At 69.1% G+C, this 20582-nt stretch carries 19 protein-coding genes; 13 read left to right on the plus strand and 6 right to left on the minus strand.

Annotated features, from left to right (window positions below):
• Window positions 1-112 precede the first annotated feature (112 nt).
• A complete protein-coding gene (locus ACVN9Z_RS13140; RefSeq protein WP_024068035.1) occupies window positions 113-832 on the minus strand; it encodes a Crp/Fnr family transcriptional regulator in 720 nt (239 codons plus the stop codon).
• A 61-nt stretch (window positions 833-893) separates the two neighbouring features.
• Between ACVN9Z_RS13140 and ACVN9Z_RS13145 the strand changes: the two genes are divergently transcribed.
• The 9 genes from ACVN9Z_RS13145 (at window position 894) to ACVN9Z_RS13185 (ending at window position 11323) form a co-directional block, all read left to right on the plus strand.
• A complete protein-coding gene (locus ACVN9Z_RS13145; RefSeq protein ID WP_053499937.1) occupies window positions 894-1889 on the plus strand; it encodes an ABC transporter substrate-binding protein in 996 nt (331 codons plus the stop codon).
• The gene (locus tag ACVN9Z_RS13150; RefSeq protein WP_054440255.1) at window positions 1886-2680 is read left to right on the plus strand and encodes an ABC transporter permease; all 795 of its coding nucleotides are present in this window, start codon (window positions 1886-1888) and stop codon (window positions 2678-2680) included. The genes ACVN9Z_RS13145 and ACVN9Z_RS13150 overlap by 4 nt, the downstream gene beginning before the upstream one ends.
• Window positions 2673-3356, plus strand: a complete 684-nt coding sequence (locus ACVN9Z_RS13155) for an ABC transporter ATP-binding protein (RefSeq protein WP_458213452.1) — start codon at window positions 2673-2675, stop codon at window positions 3354-3356. Before ACVN9Z_RS13150 ends, ACVN9Z_RS13155 begins: the two co-directional genes overlap by 8 nt.
• A gap of 96 nt (window positions 3357-3452) precedes the next feature.
• Entirely contained in the window at window positions 3453-5579 is a 2127-nt protein-coding gene (locus ACVN9Z_RS13160; RefSeq protein WP_458213453.1) for a TonB-dependent receptor family protein, read from the plus strand.
• A gap of 20 nt (window positions 5580-5599) precedes the next feature.
• Window positions 5600-6043, plus strand: a complete 444-nt coding sequence (locus ACVN9Z_RS13165) for a CopD family copper resistance protein (RefSeq protein WP_006389155.1) — start codon at window positions 5600-5602, stop codon at window positions 6041-6043.
• Between the two features lie 105 nt (window positions 6044-6148).
• Entirely contained in the window at window positions 6149-6676 is a 528-nt protein-coding gene (locus tag ACVN9Z_RS13170; protein WP_427199978.1) for a sigma-70 family RNA polymerase sigma factor, read from the plus strand.
• Window positions 6677-6682: 6 nt separating this feature from the next.
• A complete protein-coding gene (locus ACVN9Z_RS13175; protein WP_155866967.1) occupies window positions 6683-7633 on the plus strand; it encodes a FecR domain-containing protein in 951 nt (316 codons plus the stop codon).
• An 86-nt stretch (window positions 7634-7719) separates the two neighbouring features.
• Window positions 7720-10173, plus strand: a complete 2454-nt coding sequence (locus ACVN9Z_RS13180; protein WP_458213454.1) for a TonB-dependent siderophore receptor — start codon at window positions 7720-7722, stop codon at window positions 10171-10173.
• A 94-nt stretch (window positions 10174-10267) separates the two neighbouring features.
• Window positions 10268-11323: a hypothetical protein gene (locus tag ACVN9Z_RS13185; RefSeq protein ID WP_458213455.1), complete on the plus strand. Its 1056-nt coding sequence runs from the start codon at window positions 10268-10270 to the stop codon at window positions 11321-11323.
• A 5-nt stretch (window positions 11324-11328) separates the two neighbouring features.
• Here ACVN9Z_RS13185 and ACVN9Z_RS13190 read toward each other — a convergent pair whose 3' ends face one another.
• Genes ACVN9Z_RS13190 through ACVN9Z_RS13200 form a run of 3 tightly spaced genes read right to left on the minus strand, consistent with a single transcriptional unit; the run spans window position 11329 to window position 14510 of the window.
• A complete protein-coding gene (locus ACVN9Z_RS13190; RefSeq protein ID WP_458213456.1) occupies window positions 11329-12411 on the minus strand; it encodes an ABC transporter substrate-binding protein in 1083 nt (360 codons plus the stop codon).
• Window positions 12401-13843, minus strand: a complete 1443-nt coding sequence (locus ACVN9Z_RS13195; RefSeq protein WP_458213457.1) for a sensor histidine kinase N-terminal domain-containing protein — start codon at window positions 13841-13843, stop codon at window positions 12401-12403. The genes ACVN9Z_RS13190 and ACVN9Z_RS13195 overlap by 11 nt, the downstream gene beginning before the upstream one ends.
• The gene (locus tag ACVN9Z_RS13200) at window positions 13812-14510 is read right to left on the minus strand and encodes a response regulator transcription factor (protein WP_054473398.1); all 699 of its coding nucleotides are present in this window, start codon (window positions 14508-14510) and stop codon (window positions 13812-13814) included. Before ACVN9Z_RS13200 ends, ACVN9Z_RS13195 begins: the two co-directional genes overlap by 32 nt.
• Window positions 14511-15040: 530 nt before the next feature.
• On the opposite strand from ACVN9Z_RS13200, the gene ACVN9Z_RS13205 reads away from it, so the two are divergent.
• Window positions 15041-16381: a CitMHS family transporter gene (locus ACVN9Z_RS13205; protein WP_006389163.1), complete on the plus strand. Its 1341-nt coding sequence runs from the start codon at window positions 15041-15043 to the stop codon at window positions 16379-16381.
• Window positions 16382-16420: 39 nt separating this feature from the next.
• Window positions 16421-17161, plus strand: a complete 741-nt coding sequence (gene phbB / locus ACVN9Z_RS13210) for an acetoacetyl-CoA reductase (RefSeq protein WP_006389164.1) — start codon at window positions 16421-16423, stop codon at window positions 17159-17161.
• A gap of 10 nt (window positions 17162-17171) precedes the next feature.
• Here the strand turns inward: phbB and ACVN9Z_RS13215 are convergent, their stop codons facing one another.
• Window positions 17172-17936, minus strand: a complete 765-nt coding sequence (locus tag ACVN9Z_RS13215; RefSeq protein ID WP_047992152.1) for an SDR family oxidoreductase — start codon at window positions 17934-17936, stop codon at window positions 17172-17174.
• A gap of 156 nt (window positions 17937-18092) precedes the next feature.
• Here ACVN9Z_RS13215 and ACVN9Z_RS13220 point away from each other — a divergent pair, with 156 nt between their 5' ends.
• Complete coding sequence (locus ACVN9Z_RS13220) at window positions 18093-18920, plus strand: symmetrical bis(5'-nucleosyl)-tetraphosphatase (RefSeq protein ID WP_006389166.1); 828 nt, start codon at window positions 18093-18095, stop codon at window positions 18918-18920.
• On the opposite strand, the gene ACVN9Z_RS13225 is transcribed toward ACVN9Z_RS13220, so the two are convergent.
• Window positions 18881-19381, minus strand: a complete 501-nt coding sequence (locus tag ACVN9Z_RS13225) for a response regulator (RefSeq protein WP_458213458.1) — start codon at window positions 19379-19381, stop codon at window positions 18881-18883. The genes ACVN9Z_RS13220 and ACVN9Z_RS13225 overlap by 40 nt on opposite strands.
• A 333-nt stretch (window positions 19382-19714) precedes the next feature.
• Between ACVN9Z_RS13225 and galU the strand changes: the two genes are divergently transcribed.
• Window positions 19715-20548, plus strand: a complete 834-nt coding sequence (gene galU / locus ACVN9Z_RS13230) for a UTP--glucose-1-phosphate uridylyltransferase GalU (protein WP_054480796.1) — start codon at window positions 19715-19717, stop codon at window positions 20546-20548.
• Window positions 20549-20582 lie beyond the last annotated feature (34 nt).

The raw sequence follows: 20582 nt of genomic DNA on the forward strand, positions 1-20582 counted from the left end.
CAAGACCAGTCCCATTGTCGGCCGGAGGGGAGGGCGGCGCCGATGACGAATGTCATTGGCGGGCCCGGCATCACGGCCGGCTTCGCGGCGCGCCGGGCGTGGCAGCCGGCCGTCAGAACGGCCGTTTGGCCGTCGTCGCCAGTTTTTCCAGGTAGGCCGGCGTGTGCAGTATCCATTCGCGGCGCTTGCCGCTGACATGGCCCTGGGTCTGCCAGTCGTTCAGCAGGCGGCTCAGGGTCTCGGCGCGGATACCGAGGTGCGCGGCCAGCTGGCGCTGGTTCAGCGGCAGCGTCACCGTGTCGCCCTGGCGCTCGCGCAATCCCATCAGATAGTTGGCCAGCCGCTCCGGCGCGGAGCTGGACGTCATCCAGTCGACCCTGTTGACCTGGTCGTAGAGGTTCTTGCTCAGCCCTGCCAGCAGCGCCAGCGCCAGGTCCGGCCACTGGCGGCAGGCCTCATGCAGCCGGCGACGGCACAGCCGCCAGCCCTGGAAAGCCGTGCGCGCCCGCGCCTGCATCGGATAGCGGCCATGCGGCATGAACATGGCGGCATGGGCCATCAGCGTGCCCGGCTCGAACACGCGGAAGACGCGTTCGTCGCCGTTGTAGCCATAGCGCATGACCTCGGCCTGGCCGTGGCCCACCAACAGATAGTGGCGGGCGACGTCGCCTTCGCCGAACAGGATCTGTCCGGCCTCGGCGCGCAGCGGCACGGCGTCGCCCACCAGGTACGTGGCGACTTCGGCGACCGCCGGCGGCGGCAGGCTGCGCAGCAGCGGATGGCGGGCGAGCAGGTCCGCCGCGACCGGGTCGGGCAGATTGATATTTGTCATTCTGGGTCTTTGCGCGTGAATGGGAAAATTTTAAACGATAACAATTCCCATTTGAAATTCCATGAAGAACATCCCGACGCGCCGCCGTTTCTGCGCCGCGGTCAGCGCCGCGGCGCTGCTGCCGCGCTGGGGCGTGGCCGGCCCCCGTCCACGCGCCACGCTCACGCTGGCCGGGCCTGGCGCCGTGGTCAGCTATCCGTTGATGCACATGGCCGCGACCGGCGCCCTGGCCGGGCAGGCGGACGCGGTGCGCTTTCGCCTGTGGCAAAGCGCCGACCAGCTGCGCACGCTGCTGGTGAACGGCGACGTCGACTTCAGCGCCGCGCCCAGCACGCTGCCGGCGCTGTTGCGCAACCGCGGGCTGCCGGTGCGGCTGCTGAACATCTCGGTGTGGGGCATTCTCTGGCTGGTCAGCCGCGACCCCGCCATCCAGTCGTTCGAGGACCTGGCCGGCCGCGAGCTGGCGGTGCCATTCCAGCGCGACCTGCCGGCGGTGCTGCTGGATACGCTGCTCGAGGCCCAGGCCGCGCGCGGTCTGGCGCCCGTCAGGCTGCGCCGCACACGCGACGGCCAGGACGCGATCGCGCTGATGCTGGACGGCCAGACCGAACAGGCGCTGCTGGTCGAACCCATGGCGTCGCTGCTGCTGTGGCGGGCGCGGCAGCAGGCTGGCGCGCCCACGTTGCACCGCGGTCCGAGCCTGGAGCAGGCCTGGCGCGCCGCGTTCCCCGCGCAGCCTGCCTTGCCGCAGGCGGGCATCATGGCCGCCGCGGGCGTGGCCGACGACGTGGCGCTGTGCCAGGCGGTCGACACGGCCTATGCCGCGTCCGCGCGCTGGTGCATGGATCATCCGGCCGAATGCGCGGCGTTGGTGCGCGAGCATCTGCCGCACATGCCGCAGGCCGCCCTCGAAGCCGCGATCCGCCAGACGCGCCTGCGGAGCCGCAGCGCTCGCGAGGCGCGTGCCGACATCGAGGCCCTGTACCAGTTGCTGGCCAACCGCTATCCCCAGGCCATCGGCGGCGGCCTGCCGCCGGTCGGCTTCTACGGGCCATGAGCGGCCCGCGTTTTTCGCGCCAGGGGGCGCCGGCCCTGCGCACCTCGCGCGCCTGGAGCGCGGCCGGCGTGCTGCTGCTGTTGCTGGCCTGGCACCTGGCCGCGCGCCAGCTCGGGCCGCTGCTCATGGCGACGCCCTGGGAGGCGCTGCGCGCCATCGGCCCGCTGGTGCGCGGCCCGCAATTCTTCGCCAACGCTGGCGTCAGCCTGATGCGCATCGGCGTCGGTGTGCTGGCCGGCGCATCGCTGGGTTTCGCGCTGGGCATGCTGGCCGGCCACAGCGCCCGCCTGCGCGGCCTGGTCGAGCCCCTGCGCTGGCTGCTGATGGCGATGCCGCCGGTGGTCGTGGTGGTGCTGGCAATGCTGTGGTTCGGCCTGGGTTCGTCAATGGTGATCTTCATCACCACGCTGATGATGGCGCCCGGCATGTATGTCAACACCGTCAAGGGCATGCTGCACGTGGATCGCAAGCTGATCGAGATGACGCAGGTCTACCGCTATGGCCCCTGGCTGCGCTTGCGGCACCTGTACCTGCCCGCGCTCAGCGCGCCGTTGCTGGCGGCGCTTCTGATCGCCGCCTGCGGCGGCGTGCGGCTGGTGGTCATGGCCGAGGTGCTGGGCGCCGAGAACGGCGTGGGCTACGCGCTGGCCAATGCCCGCAGCACCTTCGACACGGCCGAACTGTATGCCTGGGTGCTGCTGATCCTGGGCCTGGTGGCCTTGTTGGAATTCGCCTTCCTGCAACCGCTGCAGCGGCGCCTGGGGCGCTGGATGGAGCCGAGCCATGCTTGAGTTGCGCAGCCTGTCCCTGCGTTATGGCGCGCAATCCGTGTTGCGCGATGTCGACCTGCGCCTGCGTCCGGGCGAGCGGTTGGGCCTGATCGGCCCCAGCGGCGCCGGCAAGAGCAGCCTGTTGCGCCTGGCCGCCGGCTTGGCGCGGCCCAGCGGCGGCTCCTTGCGCAACGATTTTCGCCACGCCGCGCTGATGTTCCAGGAACCGCGGCTGCTGCCCTGGCGTCACGCGTTGGATAACGTGGCGTTGCCGCTGCGTGCTGCCGGCCATGCGCCCGCCAGGGCGCGGGCGCTGGCAGCGCAATGGCTGGTCCGGGTGGGGCTGGACGCGGCGATGCAGTCGTGGCCGGGCGAGTTGTCGGGCGGCATGGCGCAGCGTGTCGCCCTGGCCCGCGCGTTGGCGCTGGGACCCGACCTGCTGATGCTGGACGAACCCTTCAGCGCGCTCGATCCGGCGCTGCGCCGCCAGCTGGCCGCCAATTGCCGCGAGGAATTGGTCCGCAGCGGCGCGGCCTTGCTGTGCATCAGCCACGACCCCGAGGAATTGCTGGGCCTGGTCGACCGCTGCGTGCTGGTGCGGCAGGGGAGCGTCATTGCCATCGAGCCGGACGCCACTGGCGCCTTGTCGGCCGTGCGCCTGCGCGCCCTGTTGCTGGAGGCCGGCGCCGGGCCGTGACGCAGCCATTGCCAGGATTTCCGTCTTTCCGATTTCCCCGTTCGCCGGCTCCGCCATGAACGCTCTTTTGTTTCCTTGCTACGTGGAAGTACTCGCATGACATCCCCCCTCCTACGCCAGTTGGCGTCCAGCCTCACCCTGGGCGTGCTCGGCCTGTCCGCGGCCCATGCCCAGCCGCAGCCTCCCGCGGCCGGCCAGGCCGTGCCGTCGTTGTCGCCGGTGGTCGTGTCCGGCGAGTCCGTCACGCGCGGGCTCGATCCCGGTCCCCGGCGGATCCAGGCCGAACAACAGGCCGTGCCGGGTGGCACCAACCTGATCCTGCCGCAGCAGGAGGTGCGCCTGATCATGCTGCGTGATGCGCTCGACTACCAGCCGGGCGTGGTGGTGCAGGAATTCTTCGGCGGACTGGACCAGCCCCGGCTGAACATCCGCGGTTCCGGCATCCAGAGCAATCCCCTCAGCCGCGGCATCCTGCTGATGCAGGACGGCTTGCCGCTGAACGATGCCGACGGCTCGTTCGTCATCAGCCTGCTCGAACCTCGCAACGCGGGCCTGGTCGCCGTGCGGCGCGGGGCCAATGCGCTGGCGCCCGGCGCCACGACGCTGGGCGGTGAAGTCGACTTCCGGTCGCTCACAGGCACCCAGGGCGACCAGATCCGGCTTGGCACTGGCAGCTTCGGCACGCGTTCGGTCACCTTGTCCAAGGGCTTCGAGGACGAGCGCCTGGATGGCCGCTTCAGCTTCGGCTACGACAAGTCGGATGGCTATCGCCATCATTCGGCGTCCGAACGCTCCAGCTTCCAGGGCAATCTGGGCTTTCGTCGCGGGACTTTCGAGAACCGTACCTATCTGTCCTACACCGATCTCAGGTTCGACATTCCCCAGCCGGTGCCCAAGGCCCGCATGTATTCGGATCCGCGCGGCGTGCTGGGCGACGGCAATTCGCCGCAGGACCTGGCCAACAACGTCTACAACCGGGACCCGCACCGCGAGACCAGCCAGTTCCGCATCGCCAACCGCAGCTACTGGGGCAGCGACGACTTGAACCAGACCGCCGGCCTTTATTGGCAGCGCACCAATGACGACTTCACCAACCCGCAGGTCGCCAACGTCACGGACGGCGATACCTACGGCCTGGCGTGGCAGCTGGCCGGCAAGGCGGGCAGTGTCGATTACCGCGTGGCGCTCGACTGGCAGCGTAGCAATATGGACCGCGACTTCTACGCCATCCGTCCCGCCGATGGCCGCCGCCTGCAACGCTTCGGCAACTATGCCTTGACGGCCGAGAACCGCAGCGCGCTGATCGGCCTGGATTGGCACCTCACCGGGCAGCTCAGCCTGGTCGGCGACCTGAAGTACACCCAGGCGGTGCGCGATGCGCGCGAGCGCGGCAGCGGCAAGACGCTGGACCAGGACTGGAACTACGCCACCCCGCGCCTGGGCATCGTCTGGCAACCGGCGCAGACGCAGCGCTGGTATGCCAACGTCAGCCGCAGCAACGAGGCGCCGACCTTCTGGGAAATCGTCAACGGCGAAGTGCCCGCGCCCATGAACCCGGCCACCGCCGTCACTTCCATGAGCAAGCTCGACCTGCAACGCGCGCTGACGGTCGAACTCGGCGGCGATGGCACCTTCGCCGTGGCCGGCCGTGATCTGCGCTGGACCGTGTCGCTCTATCGCAGCCGGGTGGAGGATGAACTCATGTCCGTCACCAACGCCAACGGCACGCCGGCCGGCACCTACAACTACCGCGGCCGTACCCGCCACCAGGGCATCGAAGCGGGCCTGTCCGGCAGCCTGCCGGCGCCGGGCGACGGCCTGCTGGACTACCGCGTCGCCTACACCTTCAGCGACTTCCGTTTCCGCGAGGGGGAATTCCAGGGCAACCGCATCGCCGGGGTGCCGCGCCACCTGCTGAGCGCCGAGTTGATGTACCGCAAAGGCGGCTGGCGCGCGGGGCCCAACCTGCGCTGGCTGATGAGCGACACTGAGACCAACCACGCCAACGCGCCGGGCACGCAGCAGAACGCCTATGCGCTGCTGGGTTTCAAGATCGCTTACGAGCATGATGCGCATTGGAGCGCCTACGTGCAGGCCGACAACCTCACCGACAAGACCTACGCCAGCAGCTACGCCATCCGCAACAGCGCGACGGCGGCCATGCCGATCTTCCTGCCAGGCAACGGCAGGGCGTTCAGCGCGGGCGTGGCCTACCGGTTCTGATGACCTATCCAGGCACCGCCATGAACACCTATCCCTTGCTGTTGATCCTGCACCTGCTGGCCGCCTTCGTCTTCGTCGGCACGGTGACCTTCGAGGTGCTGTTCCTGGAACCGGTGCACCGGCGCCTGCCGCCCGAGGTGCGCAAGGCGCTCGGCGCCCAGCTCGGCCCGCGCGTGCGCGGCACGGTGCCGTGGGCGGTGCTGGTGCTGTACCTGGCGGGCCTGGGCCTGGCATCGCAATACGGCAACGCGCTGGCGCATCCGGCCGGCTCGCCGCTGGGCATCCTGCTGTCGATCAAGATCGCGCTGGCGGCGAGCGTGGCGGTGCACGTCGTCACGGCCCTGGCGCTGGCCCGCAAGCGGCGGCTGACGCCGGCCGTGCAGCGGCGCATTCACATCAGCGTTTTCTGTCACATGGTCGGCATCGTGGTGCTGGCCAAGGCGATGTTCTATGTGACGTGGTGAGACACCGGGCGGCGTCGGCCGTAATGGGAAGGGCATTTGAACGCCTTCATCAATAATGATTACAATTCCCATTACCGAAATTCACAAGGCGCTGACGCGACGGCCATGTCGTCCACGGAATCCCTGGAACACCGCGAGCTTGGCAGGCTGTACCGCGACCATCACGGCTGGCTGCGCGGCTGGCTGCTGCGGCGCCTGAACGTGCCGGCCGAGGCCGCCGACCTGGCCCAGGACACCTTCCTGCGCCTGCTGGCGTCGCCGGCATCGATGGCGCAATTGCAGGGCGTGCGGCAGCCGCGCAGCTTCCTGGCCACGGTGGCGCAGCGCACGCTGGTCGACCACATCCGCCGCCAGGTGCTCGAACGCGCCTGGCTCGAAACCCTGGCGCAGCAGCCCGAGGCCAGCGCCATATCGCCCGAGACGCAGGCCATCCTGCTCGAGACCATCCGCGAGATCGACGCCATGCTGCACGGCCTGGGCGACAAGGTGCGGCGCGCTTTCCTGATGTCCCAGCTGGAAGGGGCCAGCTACGCCGAGATCGCCGTCCGCCTGGGCGTGACGGTCAGTTCCATCAAGAAGTACATGGCGCGCGCCACCGAGCATTGCCTGGTGTACGCGCTGGCCCGGCAGTAGGCGGCCATGGCGGACAAGACCATCGCCGCGGCGGCGCAATGGTACGCGCGGCTCTGCGCGGACGACGTCAGCGCGGCCGACCTGGCGGCGCATGGGCGCTGGCTGGCGGCCGATCCCGAACATGCGCGCATCTGGGGGCAGGTGGAACGGTTGCGTGGCACGCTGGGAGCCGCGCCGGCGCGCCTGGCTGCCGACACGCTCAATCGTGCCGACCAGCATTTCTCGCGCCGCCGCGCGGCGCTGCGCAACGGACTGGGCGCGGTGGCGCTGCTGGGCGTCGGCAGCCTGGCGGCCTGGCGCAACCTGCCGATGGAGCGGATGCTGGCCGACTACCGCACCGGGGCGGGCGAGCGCCGCGAACTGCGGCTGGCGGATGGCACCTTGCTCTGGCTGGACAGCGCCAGCGCGGTCGACGTGACCGTCGACGCCGGCCAGCGGCGCATCTTCGTGCATGCCGGCGAGATCCTGGTCGATACCGAAAACGTCCGTTCTGGCCTGCCGCCCTTGCGCGTGCTCACCGCGCACGGCGCGGTGCGTCCCCTGGGCACGCGTTTCATCGTCACGCGGCAGGACGACCTGACGCGGGTCGCGGTGCTGCGCCATGCGGTGGCGCTGGAACCCGCCACGGGCGGCGCGCCAGTGATCCTGAAGGCGGGCGAGCAGGGCACGCTGGCGCCTGCGGGGGCGCAGGCGGCCGGCGCCATCACCGGCGAGCCCGACGCCTGGACGCGGGGCCTGCTGGTGGTCGACAACTGGCGGTTGGACGACTTCATTGCCCGGCTCGACCGTTATCGGCCCGGGCTGCTGCGATGCGACGATGCCGTCGCGGCGCTGCGCCTGTCGGGGGCGTTTCCTGTCGACGACACCGACCAGGCGCTGGCCGCCGTGACGCGCGCGCTGCCCGTGAACATCGCGCGCTTTACCCGTTATTACGTCCGCATCGTCGCCCGCCGCTGATTTTTTTCGCTCGGCATTGTCCTTTTTCCGCGCTCGTCCGACTTAGCAGGGATTACGTCGGATCTGCCATACGGAAACCTGAGTCCATGCCTTCTGTACCCTTGCTTCGTCACTCCGCCAAACTCGCGCCCCTGGCGCGCGCCGTTGTCATCGCCTTGACCGCCCTGGGCGCCCTGGGCGCCACGCCGTCGGCGCAGGCACAGGCCGTTTCCAGCGCGCAGGCGTCGCGCCACTATGATGTGCCGCCCGGCCCGCTGGGCCTGGCCCTGAGCCGGTTCGCCGCCCAGGCCGGGGTGGTGCTGTCGTTCGATGCCACGCTCACCCAGGGCCGCCAGAGCGCCGGCCTGCAGGGCGACTATGGCGTGGCCGCGGGCCTGGCGGCGATGCTGTCGGGCACCGGGCTGGAGGCCGTCAATCAGGGCGGCAACCGCTATGGCCTGCGCGCCGCCAATGCGCAGACCCTGGCGCCGGTCGAAGTGCTGGGCGCGCGCGAACCCGCGCCCAGCGAAGGCACCGATTCGTATACGGTCGGCGTGTCGAACACCGCCACCCGGCTGCCGATGACGCTGCGCGAGACGCCGCAGTCGGTCTCGGTGATGACGCGCCAGCGGCTCACCGACCAGGGCCTGAACACGCTGGAAGACGCCATCGTCAACACCCCGGGCCTGACCTTCAAGAAGAAGGGCTCGGCCGACGACAACGAGAAGGGCCTGTATGCGCGCGGCATGGAGATCACCAACATGCAGGTCGACGGCGTGCCGACCCACAAGGACTTCAATGCCCTGGGGCTGGACACGGCGCTGTATGACCGCATCGAAGTGGTGCGCGGCTCCACCGGCCTGCTGAGCGGGGCGGGCAATCCTGCCGCCTCCATCAACCTGGTGCGCAAGCGGCCTACCCGCGAGTTCGAGGCCGGCGTCGGCGCCAGCGTCGGGTCGTGGGACTACAAGCGCACCGAGTTCGACCTGGGCAGTCCGCTGGATGCGTCGGGCAAGCTGCGCGGGCGGCTGGTGGGCGCCTGGCAGGAGGGCGGCTCGTTCATCGACCGCGTCAAGCAGGATTCGCAACTGCTGTATGGCGTCATCGAGGCGGACCTGACCGAGCGCACCCTGCTGACCCTGGGCGCGGAATACCAGCGCAAGAAGTGCACGGCGTGCTCGTACTTCGGCTTTCCCGCGTACTACGCCGATGGTTCGAAGACCGACTTCCGGCAACGGTTCAATTCCGCCACCAACTGGAGCCGCCAGGAACGCACGCGCTACAACGTCTTCGCCACGCTCGACCACGAGTTCTCGTCATCATGGAAAGGGTCGCTGACGCTGTCGCGCACCGGCGACGACAACGACCGCACCTATGGCTGGTTCAGCAGCAACGGCTGGGCCAACCCGCAGACCGGGCAGGGCGCCTCGGTCTGGGTCGCCAAATGGCCGATCCCCAAGACCCAGAATGCGCTGGACGCCAGCCTCAGCGGCGCCTTCGACGCGCTGGGCCGCCGCCACGACCTGGTGCTGGGCGTGAGCCTGTCGCGCACCCGGGGCGACTACGACACCTATCCGCTGTGGACCGCGCCCGGCTATGACCCGGTCATCCCGGACGTGCGCGCCTGGGATGGCGACATGCCTCAACCCCAATGGCAGGCGACCGGCAAGCGCTACTACACCGAGAAGCAGAACGCGGTCTATGGCGCATTGCGCCTGCGGCCGACCGACGCGCTGTCGGTGATCCTGGGCTCGCGCGTCACCTGGTGGGACCAGCAGGCCTCATACACCTACAACGACGGCTCGGCCTATCCGGACAACATGCGCGAGCAAGGTGTGTACACCCCATATGCCGGCCTGGTCTACGACCTGACGCCGACGCTGTCCGCCTATGCCAGCTACACCAGCATCTTCCTGCCGCAGCAGGCGCAGACCGTGTCGGGCAGCGGCATTGCGCCGATCAAGGGCAACACCTACGAAATTGGCCTGAAGAGTGCCTGGCTGGACGGCCGCCTGAACGGCGCGCTGGCGCTGTTCCGCACCCGCCAGGACAACTACGCCATGGTCGACGGCGACAAGCTGGCGCCCAATGGCGACAGCGCCTACGTCGCCGCCAACGGCGCCGTGCTGCGCGGCGTCGAAGCCGAGCTCAGCGGCGAACTCGCGCCCGGTTGGCAGATGCAGCTGTCGTACGCCTACGTCGATCGCCGCTTGCCGACGGGCTTCTCGACCCAGGTCGGGCTGCCGCGCCACATCGCCAAGCTGTACACCACCTACCGCCTGCCGGGCGACTGGAGCGCCCTGACCGTGGGCGGCGGGGTGCGCTGGGAAAGCCAGAGCGGCTTCACCAGCCGCGGCCCGGGCGGCCAGCAATTGGACTCGTCGCAGAGCGGCTACGCCCTGCTGGACCTGATGGCGCGCTACCAGTTCAACCGCCAGTGGTCCGCCACGCTGAACCTGAACAACGTGCTGGACAAGAAGTACTACGCCAGCACCAACATCTACAGCAACTACTACGGCGCGCCGTTCAGCGCGATGCTGGGGGTGAACTACCGGTATTGATCCGCGCCGGTCGGCGCGGCCGGCAACTGGCGGTTTTGGGTGGGGCCCGTTTGTGCCATAGTGGTGCCCCCCGAATCACTATTCCTGTCAGCCCATGCCGACCTCTTTTGCCTCGCTTGCCGCCGCGCTCCGTTCCCCGGTCACGTCAGCCGACGACGTGGAGACCCTCGACGCGTTCTTCCAGCGCCCCGAGGTCCGCGCGTTCTACGAGCAAGCCCAGGATCCGGCGCACACCGACGCCAGCCTGCGGTTCTGCGCCGAACTGCTGCCGTCGCTGTACCCCAGCCGGGCGGCGGCGCTGGCGCTGATGTGCGGTTCGCTGGTGGAGGATGGCGCCGATCCCGTGCTGCTGTTCCCCGCGTTGCAGGCGTTGCTGGGCCCGTGGTTGCAGACCCTGCGGCCGTATTGCGCGCTGGAGGTCGAGGATGACGACGCCGAGGTCGAGGAAGCCGACCGCCTGGCCTGGAAAGAGGCGGTGGCGCGGCTTGAAGCCATTCCCGAGGACCGGCGCTGGGAACTCGATGCGCAGGTCGCCGCCATCGACACGCTGGTGCTGCCGATGATGGCCATGCTGATGCGCGACCAGCGCAATCACCAGGCCTTCGTCGCCGACGCCGAACTGATGGACCTGCTGTACGCCATGACCACGCTCAACGACAACCTGCCGTTCGAGCAGCTGCATTTCCTGTGGCTGGCCTCGCGCATCAGCTACGAGGAAGAACTCGTGGTGGTGTTGCCCACTTCCGGCACGGGCTTCGTGGCGCGGGCGCACGGCATCAACAACAATTTCCACGCCTTCACGCTGTTGCAGAACCTGATGCGGGACCGCGTCCAGGCCCTGGGCGTGCGCCGCGAGATCGCCGCGCGCGAACCCGACGCCGAACGCGACAGCGCCGATTTCCAGTGGCTGCAGGCCGATGCCTATGCGCAGGGAAAGCTGGTCAACGACATGCGTTTTGCCTGGGGCGAAGCGGCGCTGCGCGACAATCTGGCCCGGCATGGCAAGCGGGTGCTGATCGCGTTGGAGACGGAAGAGGGCATGCAACGCAACTGGTCGGGTTTCAACGGCGCGATCCATGATGCGCAGCAGCCGTCGATGACGTTCGTGCGTTATCTGACGCCGGATGAGGTGACGGCTTACCTGGCCTGACGGCTTCAGTCCGCCTGGCGCGGCGCCTGTGCCGCTGCCCGCCATACTTCGAGGAAATGTCGTTTCTTGAGCGGATCCAGGTACACCAGCAACCCCACGCCCAACGCCACCGGCCGCACGCCGGCGGCCGGCACGACCGAGGCGCTGACCGGCCGCATGCCGGATTGGCGCGCGATCATGTCCTGGCCGCGCGGCGACAGCAGGTAGTCGAGGAAGCGCGCGCCCAGGTCGGGGCGCGGGGCCTGGCGCGGGATGATGGCCGAGCGCGACAGCATCAGGGTGTAGTCCTGCGGATAAATGATGGCCAGCGGCGCGCCCTGGTCGATGCGGTGACGGGTGTATGACTCCAGCAGGTTGTAGGCCAGCGTGATTTCGCCGCGTTCGAGCTTGTCGAGCGCGTGTTCGGTCGACTCGTGCACGCCGACGCCGTTGCGGCCGAAGGCGGCCAGCAGCGCGCCGGCCAGGCTGTCCAGGCGCGCGTCCTGGGTGGCGGCCAGGTAGCCGATGCCGCTGCCTTCGACGTCGTAGGTCGAAATCCGGCCGGCCAGCGGCTGGTCGGGCGCCTGCAACAGCGCCAGCAATTCACGGCGCGTGCGCGGCACGCGCGCGGCGTCCAGGCGGCGGGTGTCGTAGACCATGACGATGGGGTCGGTGCCAATGCTGAAGACCTCGTCGCGCCAGTTGGCCCAGGCGGGCAGGGCGCGGGTATCCGGCGAAACGTGCGGCTGGGCATGGCCGTCGTTGACCAGCTTGGTCTGCAGGTCCATGGCGCTGCTGATGACCAGGTCGGGGCCGGCCTTCTCGCGCGGCGCTTGCGCGGCGCGAGTGGCGACTTCGGCATACAGGGCCTGGGTCGACAGCTCCGTGTACTCCAGGCGCACGCCGGGATTGAGCTGGCTGAAGTCCTCCAGCACGCCCCGGAACACCTGCACGCTGTTGGAGGCGTGCAGCACCAGCACGTTCCTGCTGTCGGCGGGGCCCAGTGACAGGCCGTCGGCGCTGGTCTCGGCGGCCTGGCCAGCGCTGGCCAGGAGCAGGGCAATGCCGGCCGTTGCCAGGCGCGCGAGGAATGGAAATCTAGGCGTCATGGGCGCTGGCGGGCAGGAGGACGACGGCTTCTAGGCCGCCGCCGGGGCGATTGCTGAGGCTGAGCCGGCCGTGGTGGATGTCGACCACGCGCTTGATGATGGACAGCCCCAGGCCGGCGCCGGGCGTGCGCGGGTTGGGGCCGCGCGAGAAACGCTCGAAGGCGCTTTGCGCCAGCGCGGCCGGGATGCCTGGCCCCTGGTCCGCCACGGTGATGCGCCAGCCGGCGTCGTCGCGTTCGAGCCGCACGTCGATGTGGCCGTCCGCCGAGGCGCCATGGCGCAGGGCATTGTCGATCAGGTTCTTGAAGGCCTCGCGCAGCATCAGGCTGTCGCCCGCGATGCGGGGCGGCGCGCCATCTTGCGCGTCGGGCAGTTGCAGCCGCACATCGGGCTGCGGGTCGGCCTGCGGCACGGTGTCGTAGACGGCCTGCGAAAGCAGCTCGGCCAGGTCCACGGGGCCGAACTTGCGCACGTTGCTGCGGTGGATGACGCTGGCGTCACTGAGCAGCTGGTTCACCAGCCGCGACAGCTTCTCGGCATTGCGCAGCACCGCCAACAGGCTGCGGCGCTGTTCGGCCGGATCTTCCTCGTCCAGCGCCACTTCCATCTGCGCGTGCAGCGCCGCCAGCGGCGTGCGCAGCTGGTGCGCGGCCTCGGCGATGAACAGGCGCAGGGTGTCGAGGTTCTCGGACAGCCGCGCCATGAAGCCGTCGAGCGAATGCACCAGCGTGTCCAGTTCCTCGGGCACGGGGGCGGCGATCGGATGCAGGTCGGCGGCGCTGCGCGCGGCCAGTTCGCGCTCGATGCGCTGGATCGGCGACAGCGAGCGCTGCAGGCCCCAGTAGGCCAGCGCCAGCGCCGCGGCGGTGAAACCGATCAGCGTCAGCGTGCCCTGCCACAGGATGCTCGCGGCCAGCGCGTTGCGCGCTTCGCGCGTCTGCGCCACCTGGATCAGCGCCGTCTCGGTGGCGCGCGGGCCGGCGATCTTGCGCTCCATCCACGCCACCCGCACCGGCTGGTCCTGGTAGGTGGCGGTGAACAGTTGCGTGTCGGCGCTGGCGTCGGCGCCGTGAGCAGGCGGGGCAGGCAGGTCGGCGTAGCCGGAAATCAGCGCGCCATCGGCCGCCGCCACGCGGTAGAAAACGCGGTCGCGCGGCGCCTGTTCCAACAGCGCGAGGGCGGCGTACGGCATGTCCATCTGCCACTCGCCCTGCACCAGCTGCAGGCTGTCCGCCATCGACAGCACCGAGGCCCGCAGCAGTTGGTCGTAGGTGGTGTCGGCCGTCTGCTGCGCATAGCCGCGCACCAGCAGGTACAGCGCGCCCAATCCCACCACGAACAGCGCCAGCAGCATCGCCAGCAGGCGCCGGCGCACGGAAATGCGGCGGGACGGCACCGGCTCAGTCCCGCGGCGCCGCGTCGGCGTCGGCATCCTCGACCGCCTTCAGCAGGTAGCCGGTGCCGCGCTGCGTCTCGATGCGCAGCGGCGAGCCTTCCAGCTTCTTGCGCAAGCGCGCGATGTAGACCTCGATGGCATTGGGCGCGGCATCATCATCGAACGCGAACAGTTTGTTGGCGATCTCGGCCTTGCTCACCGCGCGGTTCATGCCGCCCAACAGGATCTCGAGCAGGCTGTACTCCCGCTTGGGCAGATCGATGCGCTGCCCCGCCAGGCTGACCTGCCGCGCCGCGCTGTCGATCACCAGATCGCCAAACCGCAACACCCCTGCCGCCTGCACGCTGGGCCGCCGCAGCAACGCCCGGCAGCGCGCTTCCAGTTCGCGGAAGTCGAACGGCTTGGCCAGGTAATCATCGGCCCCCGTATCCAGCGCATGCACCCGATCCTCGATATCGATGCGCGCCGTCAACGCCAGCACCGGCGTCTTGCTGCCCCGATCCCGCAACCGATGCAGGATCTCGAACCCCGACATGCGCGGCAAGCCGATGTCCAGGATCACCAGATCGAAGGTCTCGTACTGCAACACCCCATCCGCGCTCAACCCATCCTTCTGGCAATCAACGGCATGCCCAAGACGACGCAGCCGACGCACAAGCGCGTCGGCCAGGTCCTCATCATCTTCGATCACCAGAATCCGCATGCGCGAATTGTCGCATAGCGTCCCCAGCCACCCATGGCCCCCGCCGCCACATCCGTCCCCCTGTAACGCCCTGTCATAGCGCCCCGCTCCCCACCCGCGCGCAGCGCACACCGCCACGCAATCCCCCACCGCGTATGCCGTTTGGGCCGCCCGCGCGGCCCAAAAAGGCGGGCCGCCACCACTCCCCCATGCCGCCGAGGTCCAGCAACGCATCAAACCCAGAAACCGGTAGTCCGGGGCGGGCGGGTGTCGCGGGGCGCGCCGTCAGATGCGCCCGACGGAATCCGAAGGAGTCGCCGTAGGCGAGGACGAGGATGAGAAAGGGGCAGTCCGGAGCGAAGGCTCCGGACCGCAATCGCAGGCGCGCCCCGCGACACCCGCCCGCCCCGGACGGCCTACATCTCCTTTGTCACCCACTCCCCACCCGACCCCGGCCCCCAAAAAACGACAGGTTCCAGACAGCTTTTCTTCCTAGTCTTCCGCCCCAGCGCCCCGAGCGCAAATAACAACGAGCCCGGAGATACCCCCTCATGCTATTGACCCTGCTTGGCTTCGGCATGGTGATCACGTTCATGACGCTGATCATGACCAAGCGCCTCTCGCCCCTGGTGGCGCTCATCCTTGTTCCGATCATTTTCGCCCTGCTCGGCGGCTTCGGCGCCGGCATCGACAAGATGATGCTCGACGGCATCCGCAAGATCGCGCCCACCGGCGTCATGCTGATGTTCGCCATCCTCTACTTCGGCGTGATGATCGACGCCGGCCTGTTCGACCCCATCGTCGGCCGCATCCTGCGCGCGGTGAAGGGCGATCCGCTCAAGATCGTGGTCGGCACCACCGTGCTGGCGCTGGTCATCTCGCTGGACGGCGACGGCTCCACCACCTACATGATCGTGGTGGCCTCGATGCTGCCGCTGTATCGCCGCCTGAAGATGAACGCGCTGTCCATGACCTGTCTGGCGATGCTGGCCAGCGGCGTCATGAACCTGACGCCGTGGGGCGGACCGACCGCGCGCGCCGCCAGCGCGCTGCATGTGGACGCCGGCGACATCTTCGTGCCGCTGGTGCCGGTGATGGGCGTGGCCATCGTCGCGATCCTGTTGCTGGCCGTCTTCCTGGGCCTGCGCGAACGCCGCCGCCTGGGCGTGCTGTCGCTGCCCGACGGCGCCGCGCTGCACGCCGGCTATGACGAGGACGGCCCCAAGAACCTGCCCGAGATCGAAGTCGACCACGACCTGCGCCGCCCCAAGCTGCTGTGGGTCAACGCCGGCCTGACGCTGGCGCTGATGGTGAGCCTGGTGATGGGCGTGCTGCCGCTGCCGGTGCTGTTCATGATCGCCTTCGCGGTCGCGCTGATCATCAACTACCCGAACCTGGCCGAGCAGCGCCGCCGCGTGGCGCAGCATGCCGGCAACGTGCTGTCGGTGGTGTCGCTGATCTTCGCGGCGGGCATCTTCACCGGCATCCTGTCGGGCACGGGCATGGTCGAAGCCATGTCGCGCAGCCTGCTGGCGGTGATCCCCGACGCGCTCGGGCCGTACCTGGCCGGCATCACCGCGCTGGTCAGCCTGCCGTTCACCTTCTTCATGTCCAACGACGCCTTCTACTTCGGCGTGCTGCCGATCCTGAGCGAAGCGGCGCAGGGCTATGGCATCTCGCCGGTGGAAATGGCGCGCGCCTCGCTGATCGGCCAGCCGGTGCACCTGCTCAGTCCGCTGGTGCCCTCGACCTACCTGCTGGTGGGCCTGGCGGGCGTGGAGTTCGGCGACCACCAGCGCTACTCGCTCAAGTGGGCCACCATGGTGTGCCTGGTGATGCTGGCGGCCGCGCTGGCGTTCGGTCTGTTCCCCCTGGTCGGCGCCGTCGCCTGACGGCGGCGCCTTCCCACGTTTCTTGAAAGGAGAACGTTCATGGCTTTGCGCATTGCCTACGTCACCAGCGGGATGGGCCACACCGGCACCGCGATCTGCCAGGCGCTGCACCAAGCGGGCCACCGCGTCATCGCCGGCTGCGGGCCGCGCTCGTCGCGCAAGGACCACTGGCTGAAGGAACAGAAGTCGCTGGGCTACGACTTCATCGCCTCCGAAGGCGACGCCACCGACTGGGCCTCGACCGAGGCGGCCTTCGCCAAGGTGCGGCGCGAGGTCGGCGAGATCGACGTGCTGGTCAACAACGCCGGCGCCATGCTCGACATGCGCTTTCGCCAGATGAGCCAGGCCGACTGGTCGGCGGTGCTGCGCAGCAACCTGGACACGCTGTTCAACAGCACCAAGCAGGTGGTCGACAGCATGGCCGACCGCGGCTGGGGCCGCATCATCAACATCGGCTCGGTGGCGGCCGAGAAGGGCCAGATCGGCCAGATCAACTACGCCACCGCCAAGGGCGCGGTGATCGGCTTCACCCGCTCGCTGGCGCAGGAAGTGGCGGCGCGTGGCGTCACCGTCAACCTGGTGTCGCCGGGCTTCATCGCCGACGACACCGTCAAGGCGTTCCCGCCGGCGCTGCTGGACCGCATCATCGAAAGCGTGCCGGTGGGCCGCCTGGGCACCGCCCAGGACCTGGCCGGGCTGTGCGCCTGGCTGGCGTCGGACGAGGCGGCGTTCGTGACGGGCGCGAACTATGCGATCAACGGCGGCGTGTACATGAGTTGAGCGGGCGCCATCACCCCCGATTGATCGATACCCCGCCATCCACCAGCAGTGCCGTGCCGGTGGTGAAGCTGGACGCGTCCGACGCCAGGTACAGGGCGGAGCGGGCGATCTCGGCGGGGCTGGCCAGGCGCTTGAGCGCGTGCAGGCTTTCAATGTAGCGGCGCGCCTCGGGCGAGTCCATCGAGGCGCGGCCCATCGGCGTGTCGGTGCCGCCTGGCAGCAGGGCGTTGGCGCGGACGCCCTGGGCGCCATATTCGGCGGCGATCGCCTGGGTCAGGCCGATCAGGCCGGCCTTGCTGGCGGCATAGGCGCCCATGCCGGGAAAGCCCGCCGTGTGGCCGACGAAGGTGGACGTGAAAACCAGCGAGCCGCCGCCCCGCCGCAGCATCGCCGGGATCTGGTGGCGCGCGCCGAGGAAGGCGCTGCTCAGGTTGGTGTCCAGGATCTGGCGCCATGCATCGGGCGGAACCTGGTGCAGGGGCAGGGCGTCGCCGGTCATGCCGGCGTTGTTGAAGGCGATGTCCAGTCCGCCGAAGCGGCGCTCGGCGAGGGTGACGGCGGCCTCGGCGACGGCCTCGTCGCGCACATCGCCGGCCAGCGGCACGGCGTGGCCGCCATCGGCTTCGATGGCCGCGACCAGGTGTTCCAGTTCGGCCTGGCGCCGCGCCACCACCACCAGGCTGGCGCCCTCGCGGGCGAACAGCTTTGCCGCTTCGTAGCCGATGCCCGAGCTGGCGCCGGTGATGATGGCGACTTTGCCGGTCAGTTGATGCATGGTGAATCCTTGTAGGTAAATGACCTGGCGACGATAGGCAAGCCGCGATGCGCCGGCTATCCGGATCTTGCGATGGGGCCGGGCGCGCCAATTGCTGACATCGTCCCGACGTCCGCGCGTGCCTGCGCGTGGCGCTGTGCAGAAGGACTGAACGCCATGGAATCGATCTGGGTGATCGGCGATGTGCATGGTTGCCGCGACTCCCTGGATGCCTTGCTGGCGCGTCCCGAGATCGCCGACGATCCGCGCTGCCGGTTCTGGTTCGTGGGCGACCTGGTCAACCGCGGGCCGGCGTCGGCCGCGACGTTGCGGCGGGTCAGGGCGCTGGGCGAGCGCGCCACCGTCGTGCTCGGCAATCACGACCTGCGGGCGCTGGCGGTCGCCGCCGGCTGCCTGCGGCCGGGCCGCCGCGATACGCTGGACGAGCTGCTGCGCGCGCGCGACGCCACGTCGCTGCTGGACTGGCTGCGCCGACAGCCGTTGCTGCACGCCGAAGCCGGCCACCTGCTGGTGCATGCCGGCCTCTATCCGCGCTGGGATCCTGCCACGGCGATGGCGCGCGCGCGGGAGGTCGAGGCGTTGCTGCGCCATCCGCGCTGGCGCCAGCACCTGCCGCGGATCCGGGGGCCGTCGCCGCTGTCCTGGCGCGACACGATGTCGGGCGCGGCCAGGCTGAGGTTCATTGTCCGGGCGTTCACCCAGATGCGGCTCTGCCGCCCCGACGGCACATTGGCGCCGCACGCCAAGGCCGCGCCGGGACGCTGGCCATCCGGCATGCTGCCCTGGTTCGACGTCCCGGGCCGGCAGGCGGGGCCGGCTCCGGTCCTTTTTGGCCACTGGGCAACGCTGGGATTGCTGGTGCGGTCGGACGTGGTGTGCCTGGACACCGGGTGCGTATCCGGCGGCGTATTGACAGCCCTGCGCCTGGCTGACCGCAAGTTGCTTCAGGTGGGGCGCGAGGCGTTGCGGCCCGTGCCTGCCTGAATGTGGCCGGCGCAGCGATTCAGATAGTCCAGCAGTTCGCCGGGATCGGCAGGCTTGGTGAAATAGCGGTCGAAGCCGGCGATGCGCCCGCGTTCGAGGTCTTGCGGGCTGCCGTAGCCGCTGAGCGCCACGATCACCAAGCCTGCTGCCCAGGGTTCGCGCCGCAGCCGTTGGCAAAGGGTGTAGCCGTCCAGTTCCGGCATGCTGATGTCGAGCAGGACGATGTCCGGCCGGTGCTCCTGCGCCAGGGCGAGGGCCGTGCGTCCTTCGAACGCGGTATGGACCTGGTGGTGGTCAAGCCTGAGGATTTCCGCCAGGGTTTCGACGGCGTCCTGGTTGTCGTCTGCGAGCAGGATGGTCAAAGGCCGCAGCGGCATTGGCGGGCCTGTTTCCTTGGTTCCGGGCTGCGGGCTTTGCGATAGGGTGCCGGCCGTATCCTGCCTGGGCGTGCGGATCGTCACGGATGGAGTCCTCCTCAACCTGTTGCTGGCAGCTTAGTTGCTGTGGTCGGACGGATGCTTCACCTTTGTTTCACTAAATTTCATGCTATGCCGTCATCCCGTGGCCGGTGAGATGCCCGCAAACCAGTGCGTATGTACCGGCCGGCGGCAGAACGCGGCGTCACTCGCGGGTGTTTGGGCGCGCCGACGCCGACAGAGTAATGGACGCTTACATTTTCGGCGCCGCCAGGTGATCGGGACTTCCGGCGCGGCGCAGCTCTCGACCGGGCACGGCATTTGCTAATCGCTGCCACGGCTCCCGCTCCGGCGAGCCGCCCGACTGAGGTTCATACCATGCTTCCCATACGCAAAGCGGTTTTCCCCGTTGCTGGCCTCGGCACGCGCTTTCTGCCCGCGACCAAGGCCATGCCCAAAGAAATGCTGCCCATCGTCGACCGGCCGCTGATCCAATATGCCGTCGAGGAGGCGGTGGCCGCCGGCATTACGGAGCTGATCTTCGTGACCGGCCGCAACAAGCGCGCCATCGAAGACCATTTCGACCGCGTGCCGGAACTGGAGCGCGACCTTGAACTGAAGAACAAGGCCGTGCTGCTCGACAGCGTGCGCAATGTCATTCCGGAAACCGTGAAGTGCGTCTATACCCGCCAGCCCGCCGCCCTGGGGCTGGGCCACGCCGTGCTGTGCGCCGCCTCGATCGTGGGCAATGAGCCGTTCGCCGTACTGCTGGCGGACGACATGATCGACGCCGAAACGCCCGTCATCGGCGAGATGATGAAGGTGGCGCGGGAGTTCGACGGCAGCGTGATCGCGGTGCAGAAGGTGCCGCCGGCCAACACCGATCAGTATGGGATCGTCTCCGGCACGCAGGCCTCGTACGGGGTGCTGCGCCTGACCGGCATCGTCGAGAAGCCGCGGCCCGAGGACGCGCCGACCGACCTGGGCGTGGTGGGACGCTACATCCTCGATCCCGCCATCTTCCCGGCGTTGCAGGCGACCCGGCCGGGCGTCGGCGGCGAGATCCAGCTGACCGACGCCATCGCGGCCCTGCTCGAGCGGGGGCGCGTGTTTGGCTACCAGTACGAGGGTCAACGCTACGACTGTGGCAGCAAGGAGGGCTTCTACCGCGCCACCATGGAGATGGGCCGGAAGTATCACGGCCTGGGGTGAGCGGCCGGGGTGTGGGCTTGCGGCGGCGTCTGCC

It is taken from the genome of Achromobacter sp. KK8 (genome assembly GCF_054188005.1).

What these genes read in the sequence shown, in the direction of transcription:
- ACVN9Z_RS13140 (WP_024068035.1), bottom strand. Translation starts at nt 832, where the DNA reads ATGACAAATATCAATCTGCCCGACCCGGTCGCGGCGGACCTGCTCGCC.
- ACVN9Z_RS13145 (WP_053499937.1), top strand. Translation starts at nt 894, where the DNA reads ATGAAGAACATCCCGACGCGCCGCCGTTTCTGCGCCGCGGTCAGCGCC.
- ACVN9Z_RS13150 (WP_054440255.1), top strand. Translation starts at nt 1,886, where the DNA reads ATGAGCGGCCCGCGTTTTTCGCGCCAGGGGGCGCCGGCCCTGCGCACC.
- ACVN9Z_RS13155 (WP_458213452.1), top strand. Translation starts at nt 2,673, where the DNA reads ATGCTTGAGTTGCGCAGCCTGTCCCTGCGTTATGGCGCGCAATCCGTG.
- ACVN9Z_RS13160 (WP_458213453.1), top strand. Translation starts at nt 3,453, where the DNA reads ATGACATCCCCCCTCCTACGCCAGTTGGCGTCCAGCCTCACCCTGGGC.
- ACVN9Z_RS13165 (WP_006389155.1), top strand. Translation starts at nt 5,600, where the DNA reads ATGAACACCTATCCCTTGCTGTTGATCCTGCACCTGCTGGCCGCCTTC.
- ACVN9Z_RS13170 (WP_427199978.1), top strand. Translation starts at nt 6,149, where the DNA reads ATGTCGTCCACGGAATCCCTGGAACACCGCGAGCTTGGCAGGCTGTAC.
- ACVN9Z_RS13175 (WP_155866967.1), top strand. Translation starts at nt 6,683, where the DNA reads ATGGCGGACAAGACCATCGCCGCGGCGGCGCAATGGTACGCGCGGCTC.
- ACVN9Z_RS13180 (WP_458213454.1), top strand. Translation starts at nt 7,720, where the DNA reads ATGCCTTCTGTACCCTTGCTTCGTCACTCCGCCAAACTCGCGCCCCTG.
- ACVN9Z_RS13185 (WP_458213455.1), top strand. Translation starts at nt 10,268, where the DNA reads ATGCCGACCTCTTTTGCCTCGCTTGCCGCCGCGCTCCGTTCCCCGGTC.
- ACVN9Z_RS13190 (WP_458213456.1), bottom strand. Translation starts at nt 12,411, where the DNA reads ATGACGCCTAGATTTCCATTCCTCGCGCGCCTGGCAACGGCCGGCATT.
- ACVN9Z_RS13195 (WP_458213457.1), bottom strand. Translation starts at nt 13,843, where the DNA reads ATGCCGACGCCGACGCGGCGCCGCGGGACTGAGCCGGTGCCGTCCCGC.
- ACVN9Z_RS13200 (WP_054473398.1), bottom strand. Translation starts at nt 14,510, where the DNA reads ATGCGGATTCTGGTGATCGAAGATGATGAGGACCTGGCCGACGCGCTT.
- ACVN9Z_RS13205 (WP_006389163.1), top strand. Translation starts at nt 15,041, where the DNA reads ATGCTATTGACCCTGCTTGGCTTCGGCATGGTGATCACGTTCATGACG.
- phbB (WP_006389164.1), top strand. Translation starts at nt 16,421, where the DNA reads ATGGCTTTGCGCATTGCCTACGTCACCAGCGGGATGGGCCACACCGGC.
- ACVN9Z_RS13215 (WP_047992152.1), bottom strand. Translation starts at nt 17,936, where the DNA reads ATGCATCAACTGACCGGCAAAGTCGCCATCATCACCGGCGCCAGCTCG.
- ACVN9Z_RS13220 (WP_006389166.1), top strand. Translation starts at nt 18,093, where the DNA reads ATGGAATCGATCTGGGTGATCGGCGATGTGCATGGTTGCCGCGACTCC.
- galU (WP_054480796.1), top strand. Translation starts at nt 19,715, where the DNA reads ATGCTTCCCATACGCAAAGCGGTTTTCCCCGTTGCTGGCCTCGGCACG.